This is a genomic window from Brevibacillus migulae, assembly GCF_004521915.1.
Taxonomy (GTDB): Bacteria; Bacillota; Bacilli; order Brevibacillales; family Brevibacillaceae; genus Brevibacillus_F; species Brevibacillus_F migulae.
Window position 1 is genome coordinate 85,783 of record NZ_SDKD01000006.1, and the last position, 12,826, is coordinate 98,608.

The window sequence follows — 12,826 nt, forward strand, 5'->3', positions numbered from 1 at the left end:
GAATGGTCAAGCGTTATTCCTTGCCAATTCTCCTGCCACATGGTCTCCCTGCTGCAGCTGGTACATCTTCTGGTAGATCCCTTGCTGCCGCATCAGCTCCTCATGAGTCCCCCGCTCGACCACTTCCCCACGTGAGAGGACAAGAATCAAATCGGCATGCTGGATCGTCGATAAGCGATGCGCAATCATAAAGGTCGTGCGTCCTTTGGATAACACCTGCAAAGCCTCTTGGATGGCCGACTCGGTCTCACTGTCTATGCTTGCCGTGGCTTCGTCCAATACGAGGATCGCCGGATCGCTGGCCAGCGCCCGCGCAAAGGAAAGCAGCTGTCGCTGACCGGCTGACAGGGTGGCTCCGCGCTCCACGACGGGTTCATCGTACTGTTTGGGGAGCTGGCGGATAAAATCATCCGCTTTGACGGCTTTGGCTGCCTGCAGGACATCCTCGTCGCTGATCCAGTCATTATACAGGCGAATATTGAAAGCCACCGTCCCCGTAAACAAAAACGGGTCCTGCAGCACCAATCCTACGTGACGCCGCAGCGCCTCCGGATCGATCTCGCTCAGATCGGTGCCATCAATGGTAATGCGCCCTTTTGTTACCGGATAAAAACCAAGCAGCAAATTCATCATGGAGCTTTTTCCCGACCCGGTGTGGCCGACCAGCGCTACCGTCTGACCCGGCTTCGCTGTGAAGGATACGTTTTTCAGCACATACTCATCGTCTTTATAAGCAAAGGAGACTTGATCGAACACCACTTCTCCTTGCGGGCGGGGAAGCTCCTTCTTGCCTGTCTGCTTCATCGTTTGCGTATCGAGGATCTCAAACACGCGCTGCGACGAGATGACGGCTTGCTGCAGGGCGGAGAGACGATCCATGATCATATTGATCGGCTCGAAAAATCGCCCCATGTAATCGATAAACGCATACAGCACCCCGAAGGACAAGATCCCCTGTAACGAGCGATCCCCAAAATACCAGAGAATTCCCGTCAATGACAGCTTCCACAGCAAATCGACTGCCGGGCGGAGCAAAAACGATTCCAGATTGTTTTCCTTCAAACGTGAATGGTAGTAAGCGTCGTTCACCTCCGCAAACTCCGCCTCGACCTGCTTTTCACGGCGGAATGCCTGCACGACGCTCATGTTTTGGATCATCTCATTAATCGTCCCGTTCATCTCGCTTAAGCGGCTGCGAATCGTCGCGTAATATTTGGAACTATACCGCCGATAGCCCATGACGAGGAAAAAGAGTACCGGTACCAGCAGCAGGCAGAAAAGCGCCAGCTGCGGCTGCAGGATGAATAACGCCAGCAAAATGCCAAGCAAATACACCCCGTTTTGCACAAAGGTAGCCAGCACACTTACATACAGCTCGCGAATCGCCTCGGTATCATTCGTCAACCGCGAAACCAATTGTCCGACCGGCGTCGAGTCAAAATACGAGACGGACAGTTTCTGAATATGGGAAAAGAGCTGCAGCCGCATCCGTTGAATAATGCGCTGCGCCGTCGTCTGCAAGGACAACAGCTGGATATAGTTCATTCCTGCGGCAAACAGGATCAATGCCGCATAGCCGGACAGCAGCAGGATAATCGGCACAACATCCCGGCTGTACAACGCCTTGACGTCCGCGGCGGTCAACCGGATCGCTGCCACGTGATCCTGGCGATCCGAAACAACGAAATTCAGCTGATAATGCTCCCTTCCCGTCTGCTGATCGGTGTATCCATATACAGGCGTGATTTTTCCATTTTCAATCCCGGGCACACGATCCAATAAATAATAGTCCGTTCCCAAGATGACAATCTCTACCGGAACAGCGGCGGAAACCTCCGGCCGTACCACGTTTGGCAGCCAGTCTTCCCTGACATAGTAGGCCCCCTCAATCGCGATGCCCGCCATTTGCTGCTCCTCTTGATAAGGCACCTGTTCAAAGCGGTACCATTGCTTCTGAATACTTACAATGTGATTATCGATGACGACCTTGGCGATAAAGGGACCCGCCAGATCGGCAGCGGTACTGATGATCAGCAGGACGAGCGCGAGCCAGATTCTTTTTTGAAACGGCTTGGCGTAATCTACCAACCGACGCCATACGGTTTGCCCATTCATTGTCCTTGTTCTCCCCCTCTTACCCTGACACAAGCGCTTCCATCTGTTGGCGCCGGTACTGCTCGGCATACCAGCCATCCAAAGCCATCAGCTCTTCATGCGTTCCTCTTTCCACGATACGCCCTTCATCGAGGACGATGATCTGCTGAGCATGCTGCACGGCCGACAAGCGATGCGCGGTGATGATCGTGGTTTTTCCCGTTCGCTCCTGCCGCAGATGTTGGAGAATCTTCTCCTCCGTCCGGGCATCCACAGCTGACAGCGAATCATCCATGATCAGGATTTCCTTGTCTGCCAGCAAGGCACGGGCAATGGAAATGCGCTGCTTCTGCCCGCCGGACAGCATGATGCCCCGCTCCCCGACCAAGGTTTCCAACCCCAGCGGAAAATGGGCGACATCTCCTGTCAGCTCGGCTTGCTCCAGAGCCCAACGGATCCTGTCTTCCCCCGCTTGCGGATTGCCGAAGCTGACGTTTTCCCGGATCGTGCGTGAAAAGAGCATATGCTCTTGCGGGACATACGCGATTTTTTCGCGCAAGGCGGACACCGTCATCTGCTCGACGGGAATGCCAGAGAAATACAGCATCTTTTCCCCTAGCGGATATTGGTGGAGTAGCACCCGGCACAAGGTGGACTTGCCGCTTCCGGTCCGCCCGACAATCCCCAGCGTCTCCCCAGGCCGTACGACTACCGACAAATCGCGAAGCGCTGGACTCTGTGCACCAGGGTAGGTAAAGGTTAAGCCGGTTGCTTCGATGGTTCCCTCTGCTACCGTGCTGGTGGCGCCGGGAGCATCCTGCACATCCGGTTGGTCGGCAAGCGTTTCCTGCAGGCGCAAGAGCGATGCGCTTCCCCGCTGCAGGATGTTCATCAACCAGCCAAATGCAAACATCGGCCAGATTAACAGTCCCAGATACAAGTGAAAGGAGACCAGATCCCCCAAGGTGATTTGACTGTTGAACACCAGGATCGCCCCGTATCCCAGACCGATCAAAAAGCTGAAGCCGATAATCACATTGATCGTCGGGTCAAAGAGAGCATCGATGCGGGCAACGCTTACATTGCGCTGCAGCGTTTTTTCACTCACCTGGCGAAACGCCTCCACGTCCCGCTCTTCCTGCACAAAGGAGCGCAGCACCCGAACACCCGAGATCGACTGCTGTACATGATCGTTCATTTCCCCAAATGCTTCCTGGGCCAAGAAATAACGGTCATGCAAAAGCTTGCCGTAATGAGCGGTCGCCCACGCCATCAGCGGCATCGGCAGCAGCGCAGCCACGGTCAATTTCCAATCAATCAGCGCAAACATCGTCGAAAGCGTCACCACAGTCATAAATAACGAGTCCACAAAAGTAAGGACGCCATGACTCGCTGTCATTTCGACGGCGGGAATATCGTTCGTCGCGATCGCCATCAGATCTCCGGAGCGCCTGCGCTGGAAAAAGGTCGGCGCCATCCGGGTCAGATGCTGAAAAAAGCGTTCCCTGAGCGTCCTCTCCAGCATCAGCGCTCCGCCAAACAACAGATACCGCCACAAGATGCGCGCTCCATACAAGGCAAGGCCCAAGGCTACCAGCAAAAGCAGCGTGATCGATAGCTTGGAAGCCGTGAGCGTGCCCAGCCGCATCTCATCTACCGTCTGGCCGATCAGGCGCGGCGGGATTAGCATGAATATATCGACAAGAAACAAGAAAAAAATACCCCAGACATACCGCTTCCAATGAAGGCGGAAAAACCAGGTTAGTTGTGACAAGGTACGCAAACAGATTCACTCCTGCTCCTGCGACGCTTTTGCCAAACGTCTATACTATGCTTTCCATTCGGAGGACAGAAGACCATAGATGGCATGGTCCACATAATGATCATAGAGCCATTCGTTTTGCCGGATGACCCCTTCAAAGGTAAATCCGAGCCTTTCGGGAATCGCCCTGCTTTTGGTATTCTGCGTAGCGGCTGCGATCTCGACGCGATTCAGCTGCCATATGCCAAAAACCAGCTGATCGATGTAGGCCGCCACCGCTTCGGTCATCAGCCCTTTTCCTTGAAACCCTTCCGCCAGCCAATAGCCGATCGTCGTCCGCCGGTTGGCCCAGTTGATCCCATGGTTACCAAGTGTGCCTGCGAACTGCCGTTTATACCAGATTCCGTAATGGATGCCTTGATTCACGGCATGCAGATCCATCGTGGAAATGATGAAACTTTCTGTATCTTGCGGGCCTTTGATGGAATCTACCCATGGCAACCATTGCTTCAAATGATGGCGGTTTCGCACGGTGCTTTCATACATCGCCATCGTGTCGCTAGTGTCCAGCACTTTCAAGTACGCATCTGATGTGAGAATTATCGTATCCATCGGCTCTCCCCCATATTATCTGCCTTCATTTTCCAGTAACTTTAGCATCTGGACTTTGCTTGTGCAAGATGTTGCGGTAAAAATATTTTTGTTTAAATTTTGCTTGTGGAAATAGAGATATTGATGGAGTACAGAGTACTGTCATATTAGACTTCTTTCATTATAGAAACCTTTTGACAATCGTGTTTGCAACCCAGAGAAAGAATCGGCACAATATGGCTGCGATAGGTGATCCGATCAGTTCAAAAGTCACGTCCCTTGTAAAATCCCCATAAAAAAAGACGTCCGTAAGTTACAGACGTCTATATTTAGTCTTATCGTTATCGAACAGCTTTCCCGATCTCTTCCGGTTTGAATATCCCCGTCTCGGTCACAATCGCTGTAATGTATTTGGCTGGTGTCACATCAAATGCCGGGTTATACACCTTAATGTTATCCGGCGCTGTCTGTTTCCCAAATCCGTTGGTAATCTCCTCTGCCGGGCGTTCCTCGATCGGGATTTCCGCACCAGTCGGGGTATTCAGGTCGACAGAAGACAACGGTGCTGCGACATAAAACGGGATGCCATGCGCATGCGCCAGAACAGCCACACCGTATGTCCCGATTTTGTTGGCCACATCTCCGTTGGCGGCTACCCGGTCCGTACCCACGATGACGGCTTGCACTTTTCCTTGTGCCATGACCATCGCAGCCATGTTATCACAGATCAAGGTGACATCGATCCCCGCTTGCTGCAATTCATAAGCGGTCAAACGCGCTCCCTGCAGGACTGGTCTCGTTTCATCGGCATACACTTTTAGGTTCCAGCCGCGCTCTTTCGCCAGATAAAATGGCGCCGTAGCCGTACCATAAGCTGCTGTAGCGAGCGCACCCGGATTGCAGTGCGTCAAAACGCCGATTCCGTCTTCCAGCAAAGTAAGCAGATGCTCTCCGATCTGTCTGCACACTTCTTCGTCTTCCCGCTGGATTTGCAAGGCTTCGCTCAGTACAGCCTGTTTGATGTCTGCCACGGATGCACCAGCTTCCTTTTGCACCCGCCCCTTGATGCGATCCAATGCCCAAAAAAGATTGACTGCGGTCGGACGTGCCGTTGCCAGATAATCGGCTTGCTTCGTCACATCGCTCCAAAAATCTTCGTAAGTCGCAGCCTGGCTGTCGCGAATCCCCAAATAGAGTCCATAAGCCGCCGCCATCCCGATGGCAGGCGCTCCCCGCACTTGCAGGTGACGGATCGCCGCCCATACTTGTTCTGCGTTGTCCAAAGAAAGATAGACGGTCTGTGTCGGCAAAAGAGTCTGATCGAGCAAAAGCAGGTGATCATTTTCCCACTTTACCGGAACCGTTTGTGTTTGAATGGTCATACTGTTGCCTCCTGATAAAATCTGGCTGTTTCCCGACGTACGATATCAGTCAAATCAGCTGCTTCGCCGATCGTTTTCCGTTCCAAAATCAAAGCCTGCCCGATCGCCAAAGCCAGGCGCTCCGCTTCAGCCCGCACCTGATCATCCGCAATCGTGTTCAGGTCTGCCACGCCTGCGAGTCCGATGACGCGACGGATGATTTTGCAGCCCGCATATCCGGCGGTGTCCGTCAGCAATCGGCTCACGAAGGATTGCCAGAAGCCATCGACATGAGCGCTGCGCTCTTTCGCCTGCTTGTGCCACAGCTGGACAAACTGGGATACGAACTCGTTCCATACATTTTCCACCGTCTCCAGCAAATAGTCGCGGTACGCTGCGCGGTCCTCAGGGTCGGATTTCAGTCCGTGCTGGCCTGCATAGTTCAGGATCAGGTTCGCGATCACCGCGCCGATGTCAAAGCCGATCGGACCATAATAGGCGAACTCCGGATCGATCACTTTTGTGCTGGTCTCCGTCACAAAAATGCTTCCTGTGTGCAAATCGCCATGCAGCAAGGCTTCCGCGCGAGTCAGAAAGCCATATTTCAGCTCGGCGACTTCCCGTTTCAACTCGGTATGACGCCAGATGGCTTCCACCTGCGGACGAATCAGCGGGTTAAAGTCATTGCCTTCTGTATCCGCATAAGGATCGGTGAAGACCAGATCTTCTGTAATTTTGCACAATTCTGGATTAATAAATTTTCCGACAAGCGCTTTTTTCTCGTAAGGATGCGCGCCCAGATCAGAGGTAAAAAAGAGTGTCTGTGCCAGAAAACGGCCGATCTGTTTGGCAAACAGCGGATACCGCTTTCCTTGGATCAACCCTTTGCGCATGATGATGTGATCGCTGACATCTTCCATCACGGTCAGGGCCAGCTCCGCATCATAGTGGTACACGGTTGGCACCAGCTCCGGAACGTATTTCGCCTGCAGCTGCAATGCTTCACGCTCAATCCGGGAGCGATCCAGCGTCAATGGCCACGATTCCCCAACGATGCGGGCATATGGGAGGGCCTGCTTGACGATCACGCTTTTCTTCGCCGTTTCGTCTTTGATCTGAAACACCAGATTCAAATTCCCATCCCCGATTTCTTTGCTGGACAGCACTGCACCATCAGCAAATAAACTCGGAATTGCGCGTACGTATTCAACTGCTTCTTGCTCGGTTAAGGCACGATAAGCCATTGTACTCTCTCCTCTCACAATCTACTCGATATGGAGCCAGCAATGCTGGTTTACATGTAAAACGTGCGGGAAGAGGTACGCAAAAAGACCTCTTTTCCCAAGAAGAAAAGAGGTCGTATCCAACGCGTGTGCGAGTTGTCTCCCCCTTATCTTCCAGAATGCTTTTGTTTCTGCAGGAATTAGCACCGTGCACGTCGCGATTCTTTCACGCGTCGTGTCGGTTGCCGGGTTTCATCGGGCCAGTCCCTCCACCGTCTCTGGATAAGGTATCCAACGTATGCGATTTTGTGTTAGTTTGAATCATACAATCCTGCCCCCGCCCTGTCAACTCCCTTTTTCCGTCAAATGTGCCGTGCACGCTAACACAGCTGTTGACTCCTTTTCCCGTACACTTTATGATGTTGATAATGTATGTCTAAAATCATATTCGCAGACTCTTATCGCGAGATGGCTGAGGGACTGGCCCGATGAAGCCCGGCAACCGTCGTACCCCTATTCGGTGTAACGAAATGGTGCTAAATCCTGCAGCGACCATCCATAATGGAACCGGTTGCTGGGAGATGAGAGGAGAACTGACTGCCAAACAGCCGCCTCCTTCTCATGCAAGGAGGCTTTTTTAATTAAAGGAGGCTTGCAAAACAATGGCTGAGCATATACTTGTCACCTATTTAACCCAAGCAAAAGATCTGTTGAAAAAAGCAGAAGCGATTGCAGTCGGCATGACTGTGGGCTCCTGGACTGACTTGCCTGCCGCCAAGCAGGAAGAGCTTCGTCCTTATCTCGGTGCCGCTGTCGGCACGCAGCCGCTGGAACAGTTGGAAAACGGCGAGACGCGCGGCTTGATTACCGTAAGCTATCCGGTAGGCAACTTTACCCGTGATATCCCCTCTCTTTTGACCGGGATCTTTGGCAAGCTGTCAATGGACGGAAAAATCAAACTAGTTGACATTCAACTGCCTCCATCCTTTTTACAAGGCTTTCCTGGTCCAAAATTCGGCATCGATGGGTTGCGCAACCTGCTAGGTGTGCATGATCGTCCGCTCTTGATGAGCATTTTCAAATCATGCCTAGGCTTGCCTTTTGACGATCTGAAAACACAGTTCCGCGCACAGGCAGAAGGCGGCGTAGATCTTGTAAAAGACGATGAAATCTTCTTTGCCGATGAACGGGCACCGTTTTTGGAGCGCATCCAGGCATTTAAGCGAATCTCTCAGGAAATCGAAGAAACGCAGGGCAGAAAAGTCCTGTACGCAGCCAATTTGACTGGACCCGTGAATGAACTGAATGATCGGGCAAAACGGGCTGTAGAAGCAGGCGCGGATTGCCTCTTGTTCAATGGGCTGGCTTTTGGCTTGGACGCTTTGCACCGCTTGGCTGCAGATCCTGATGTCACGATTCCGATCATGGCGCATCCTGCTCTGGCTGGCGCTTACTATCCATCGCCGGATTATGGCATCGCTGCCCCGCTGCTGCTCGGCACGCTGATGCGTATTGCCGGAGCGGATCTCGTCCTCTTCCCGTCTCCGTATGGAAATGTGGCGATGGAAAAACAAGAGGCGCTGCGTCTGGCTAACAATCTCGTCACCGCTGAGATCGGCGTCAAACGCTCATTCCCGGTTCCTTCTGCAGGTATCCATCCGGGTCTCGTACCGCAGCTGTATGCGGATTTTGGCCTCGATCAGGTGGTCAATGCAGGTGGCGGCATCCACGGCCATCCCGGCGGAGCAAGCGCAGGAGCGCAAGCGTTTGTGGCCGCGATTAAAGGTGTGGTAGCAGGAAAGACTCTGCAGGAAGCGGCCCAGGAATCCGAGCCATTGGCCCAAGCGCTGGCAAAGTGGGGTGGCGGGAAATGAGTCGGAAGCTCGTCCTCTTTTGCGATTTTGACGGAACAATCACAGAAAAAGACAACATTGTCGCGATCATGCGCCAGTTCGCTCCACCTGAATACGAGGAGCTGACCAGACAGATTTTGGGTCAGGAAATCAGTGTGCAGGAAGGGGTTGGGAAGCTGTTTTCCCTCCTTCCTTCTTCTTTGAAAGAAGAGATCACGGAGTTCATCGTACGCGAAGCTACGATCCGCCCAGGCTTTGCCGAGTTCGTGCAATTTTGCAGGGAGCAAGGGATTGAGCTGTTGATCACGAGCGGCGGCATCGATTTCTTTGTAGAGCCAATTCTTGCACCTTTCGATCTGCCAGGCCCGATCTATTGCAATGGCAGCGACTTCAGCGGAGACAGGATTACGATCACCTGGCCGCACGCTTGCGACGACGGCTGCCAAAACGGCTGCGGCATGTGCAAAACGACCATTATCCGCCGCTATGATCCAGCCGACTATTTCCGTGTCGTCATCGGAGACAGCATCACGGATCTGGCTGGAGCCAAAATTGCGGATTTTGTGATTGCCCGTTCGTTTTTGCTGCAAAAATGCGAAGAACTGTCCCTGCCGCATCAACCGTTTACGACATTCCATGAGGTCATTGATACACTGAAGACCTTGAGCGCCCAACTGGAGGTAGAAATCCGATGACAACCACACTCGAGCAGCGCCTCGACGCTTTTAGAAGATTAGACGACGTCAAGCTCACCTTTGCCCGACGCGATTGGTTTCCCGGGACAAGCGGCAATTTGTCCATCAAGCTGAGCAGCGACCCGCTGCAATTTGCGGTCACCGCGAGCGGCAAGGACAAAACCAAGCTTTCGCCGGAAGACTATCTGGTCGTGGATGGGAACTCTCAGCCGGTGGAGCCCACCTCGCTGAAGCCGTCTGCGGAGACGATGATCCATGCGGTGGTCTACAAACAGATTCCGCAGGCGGGTGCGTGCTTTCATGTGCACACCCTCGGCAATAACCTGATTTCCGATCTGTATTTCCCACGCGGTGCTTTTTCCATCCAGGGCCAGGAATTGATCAAAGGCTTGGGCATATGGGAAGAAAATGCACGGATTTCTATCCCGATCGTGGAAAATTATGCAGACATTCCAAAGCTCGCTGCCGTCATTGGAAAAGTGATTACACCCGACATTCCCGGCGTCTTGATTCGCAATCATGGGATCTATGCGTGGGGGAACAATGACTTCGAGGCGAAGCGTCATCTGGAGGCATTTGAGTTTTTGTTTGAGTATCATTTGCGCTGGCTGCAGCTGCAGCAAATTACCTTGCCTTAGGAAATAAACTGGCTACGCCAAGCTTTTGGCGTAGCCTTTTTGCTCGTCTAACAACATTGTAAACAGAACTCTGTCCCCTCAAATTCCCTATTTTTGAGATGATCTTCAGAAATTACAAAGTATATCGTGCCAGCATCTCCCCACATGATCTGTAAGTTTTCTTCATCCGTATCGACTTGAAGCAGAAGGATATATGTTTCTTTGTGTTCATGTCCTTTTGCGTAGTTCAACTCTTCATAAACATCATTTTGTATATTCTGTGGATGACCAAGTAATTGGTGGCATGGCTTACCGTCTAATCCATTCAGACGTTTGAGATCTTTTAGAAAACGGTTGTAGCGTACACGCAACGAACTGTTCTTGATGTGACCTATTTTTTCACTATGCAAAGACAAGCCCTTTGTAAATGTGATCAGGTTCGCAGGCAGCATATACTGTTTGCCCAATGGATGGTCTACGGGGATTAACTGACGAAGGTCACCATCATAATAGAGTGTTCTCCATGCCTTCTGACCTTCATGATTTGAACCATAAATCCCCTGATCGATCGCATCATAAAAGAAATACAACATACCTGAATTGGGTAAATCATTCGACACTCCGACTGTTTGAATCTGAGACAGATTTAATTGACCGATGAATACCAACGGGACACCATTATACTGTGGATAGGTCCATCCGGGTGGGAGATCAGCTGCTCCTCCTAAACGACTTAACCCGGGGGGCGTTTCTTGTGGAGCTTCCCCGAGTTGAATATAGATCGTGTCCTTAAGGTTAGGTAAGATCACATTTTCTAATTCCTCTACTTGATGTTTCCCTATGAGATGTTTTACTTGGTCGATCAATAGTTGTACCTTCCCTTCTGTTTATCTAGATACAAATCTATCTTTACTGTCTACTTGATAGTACAACCAAAAAATGGATGTTGACCACACATTTCTTTTTCCTCACGCTGCTGATTCATCAAGTCCGAGCGGAAGAAAAGTTGTCTGGCGAAAAAATAGCCCCTTGAAGCGATTGAACGCTCAAGGGGCTGCTCTTCTTTATTGATAGTTGAACCTTACCTGCCATATTGGGCAACTAACGCTTGCAAGGCTTCTGAACGCTCCTGCAAACGCTCGACAATCCGGACATTCTCGTCCATGATCGCCGCTGTCTCCTCTGTGGACGCGGCTGCTGCTTCCATATGGCTCATATTTGCCTCAATTTTTTCACGGAGCATGGTGATACCGCTTGCCAGCTGGTTAGCGGAAGTCTGCTGCCATTTTGCATCATTGGCCACACCTAGCAGGAGCTGATGGATTTCCTCCACCGCCGTCGAGATCAGACGAAGCTTTTGTTGGGCACCCGTCGTCGTTTCGACCCCTTTTTGGACGATGCTGCCGTTTTCCTCAAACGTGTGCATCACTTCGGACAGATCTGCCTTGATCCGTTCAGCCAGGTGGCCGATCGCTTCCGCTGCTTCTGTCGTTTCTTTGGCTAGAGACTGGACCTGTTCAGCCACGACCTGGAAGGTGCGTCCTGCCGCACCGGCGCGGGCTGCCTCAATCGATGCGTTGATGGCCACCACGGTTACATTTTTGGCGATGTTGGCTATGGCATTGCTGAAGGTATTAATCTCCTCTGTTCGTTCCGTTAACATGTCCATCTTCTTCGCAGTTTCATGAGCATGCTGATCCAGCGCCTGAATCACCGTCACCATTTCTTCCACGGCTTCTTCACCCGCTCCGGATTGGCTGTGCACCTGCTGGGCATGCTGGACCGCTTTCTCCGTGGCCTGGCCGATCTGGTGCGCTTTGGCTACCTGTTCCTCCACTTGGGCTTGGCTGCTCAACAACACTTGCAGGGAGGTTTGGCTCGCGATCGTCATCTCGTCTGCCCCGCTCGCGATCTGGTTCATGGCCAGCCTTGTATCCTGCGCTAGCTGCGTCAGCTGGCTAACGACCCTGCTCACTTCTGCGGTCGTTTTCGCCACTTCCTTCATGAGCTGCTCATTTTCTTGCTGCAGCTGCGCATTTTTCCCCATCTCTGCTTCCGTCTTGGCAATAATCGCGCGGGATCGGCCAACCATAGAGATCATGCGCAGCGCCAGAATCAGCAGGATGACCGTTGCCATGCCCACATCATTGACCATGGACGCCCACTCTTTGTCTCCGAACAGGAGCGCCTCCACAGGAGCCGTAATCAGCACCAATGCCGTGGTCACGATCATGGAGCCGCGATGCGCATACAAACCTGCGTACAGGATCGGGATCAACCAGATCGGAAAAGCCGCGATCGGCATATGGAAAAAATAGATACCGATGGCAACCGTCAAGTAGAGTTCGAATGGGAAAATATAATGAAAATACTTACGAAGGCCAGAAAATCGATAAAGAAATAATGTAATGAGATAAATGGCATACGAAGAAATCGAAGCGATCATCAAATCCTGAAAGCCGATTGACAAATAGCCCAGCCCGCTTAACGCAAAACTGAGTCCGTACAAAATGGTAATGCCGATCCCACTTGCTTTGACCAGCAAGCGATTTACATCCTGCATATTTTCTTGCAATACTCTTGAATTCGACATGAAAACCCGCTCCTTATATGAAAAGGCTCAATCTCCC

General features: G+C 51.9%; 10 protein-coding genes and 2 riboswitches. Of the genes, 3 read left to right on the top strand and 7 right to left on the bottom strand.

What is annotated here, in order from left to right:
• Positions 1-6 precede the first annotated feature (6 nt).
• The 5 genes from EIZ37_RS08755 to mtnK all read right to left on the bottom strand — a co-directional run bounded on the left by EIZ37_RS08755 (position 7) and on the right by mtnK (position 7,052).
• On the bottom strand, positions 7-2,115 hold the full coding sequence (locus EIZ37_RS08755; protein WP_134684213.1) for an ABC transporter ATP-binding protein: 2,109 nt from the start codon (positions 2,113-2,115) through the stop codon (positions 7-9).
• 19 nt (positions 2,116-2,134) lie between these two features.
• Entirely contained in the window at positions 2,135-3,877 is a 1,743-nt protein-coding gene (locus tag EIZ37_RS08760) for an ABC transporter ATP-binding protein (RefSeq protein WP_134684214.1), read from the bottom strand.
• A gap of 45 nt (positions 3,878-3,922) precedes the next feature.
• Entirely contained in the window at positions 3,923-4,468 is a 546-nt protein-coding gene (locus EIZ37_RS08765; RefSeq protein WP_134684215.1) for a GNAT family N-acetyltransferase, read from the bottom strand.
• 320 nt (positions 4,469-4,788) lie between these two features.
• Positions 4,789-5,829 (bottom strand): S-methyl-5-thioribose-1-phosphate isomerase, encoded by a 1,041-nt coding sequence (gene mtnA, locus EIZ37_RS08770; RefSeq protein WP_134684216.1) that lies wholly within the window; start codon positions 5,827-5,829, stop codon positions 4,789-4,791.
• Positions 5,826-7,052 (bottom strand): S-methyl-5-thioribose kinase, encoded by a 1,227-nt coding sequence (mtnK, locus tag EIZ37_RS08775; RefSeq protein WP_134684217.1) that lies wholly within the window; start codon positions 7,050-7,052, stop codon positions 5,826-5,828. Before mtnK ends, mtnA begins: the two co-directional genes overlap by 4 nt.
• Positions 7,053-7,195: 143 nt before the next feature.
• Positions 7,196-7,320, bottom strand: a riboswitch (SAM riboswitch).
• Between the two features lie 166 nt (positions 7,321-7,486).
• Positions 7,487-7,619: riboswitch (SAM riboswitch) on the top strand.
• Positions 7,620-7,693: 74 nt separating this feature from the next.
• On the opposite strand from mtnK, the gene EIZ37_RS08780 reads away from it, so the two are divergent.
• From EIZ37_RS08780 to EIZ37_RS08790, 3 genes are read left to right on the top strand one after another with little or no spacing between them, the layout of a single operon-like run.
• Positions 7,694-8,905 carry a 2,3-diketo-5-methylthiopentyl-1-phosphate enolase gene (locus EIZ37_RS08780; protein WP_134684218.1) on the top strand — a complete coding sequence of 404 codons (1,212 nt, stop codon included), beginning with the start codon at positions 7,694-7,696 and terminating at the stop codon, positions 8,903-8,905.
• On the top strand, positions 8,902-9,579 hold the full coding sequence (locus EIZ37_RS08785; protein ID WP_134684219.1) for a 2-hydroxy-3-keto-5-methylthiopentenyl-1-phosphate phosphatase: 678 nt from the start codon (positions 8,902-8,904) through the stop codon (positions 9,577-9,579). The genes EIZ37_RS08780 and EIZ37_RS08785 overlap by 4 nt, the downstream gene beginning before the upstream one ends.
• A complete protein-coding gene (locus tag EIZ37_RS08790; protein WP_134684220.1) occupies positions 9,576-10,217 on the top strand; it encodes a methylthioribulose 1-phosphate dehydratase in 642 nt (213 codons plus the stop codon). The genes EIZ37_RS08785 and EIZ37_RS08790 overlap by 4 nt, the downstream gene beginning before the upstream one ends.
• 47 nt (positions 10,218-10,264) lie before the next feature.
• Here EIZ37_RS08790 and EIZ37_RS08795 read toward each other — a convergent pair whose 3' ends face one another.
• Positions 10,265-11,062, bottom strand: coding sequence for a YwqG family protein (locus EIZ37_RS08795; protein WP_134684221.1), 798 nt, complete (start codon positions 11,060-11,062; stop codon positions 10,265-10,267).
• Between the two features lie 215 nt (positions 11,063-11,277).
• A complete protein-coding gene (locus EIZ37_RS08800; RefSeq protein ID WP_134684222.1) occupies positions 11,278-12,789 on the bottom strand; it encodes a methyl-accepting chemotaxis protein in 1,512 nt (503 codons plus the stop codon).
• Between the last annotated feature and the right edge of the window lie 37 nt (positions 12,790-12,826).

Coding starts and splice junctions, on each gene's coding strand:
- EIZ37_RS08755 (WP_134684213.1), bottom strand. CDS start 2,115: ATGAATGGGCAAACCGTATGGCGTCGGTTGGTAGATTACGCCAAGCCG.
- EIZ37_RS08780 (WP_134684218.1), top strand. CDS start 7,694: ATGGCTGAGCATATACTTGTCACCTATTTAACCCAAGCAAAAGATCTG.
- mtnK (WP_134684217.1), bottom strand. CDS start 7,052: ATGGCTTATCGTGCCTTAACCGAGCAAGAAGCAGTTGAATACGTACGC.
- EIZ37_RS08765 (WP_134684215.1), bottom strand. CDS start 4,468: ATGGATACGATAATTCTCACATCAGATGCGTACTTGAAAGTGCTGGAC.
- EIZ37_RS08790 (WP_134684220.1), top strand. CDS start 9,576: ATGACAACCACACTCGAGCAGCGCCTCGACGCTTTTAGAAGATTAGAC.
- EIZ37_RS08800 (WP_134684222.1), bottom strand. CDS start 12,789: ATGTCGAATTCAAGAGTATTGCAAGAAAATATGCAGGATGTAAATCGC.
- EIZ37_RS08785 (WP_134684219.1), top strand. CDS start 8,902: ATGAGTCGGAAGCTCGTCCTCTTTTGCGATTTTGACGGAACAATCACA.
- mtnA (WP_134684216.1), bottom strand. CDS start 5,829: ATGACCATTCAAACACAAACGGTTCCGGTAAAGTGGGAAAATGATCAC.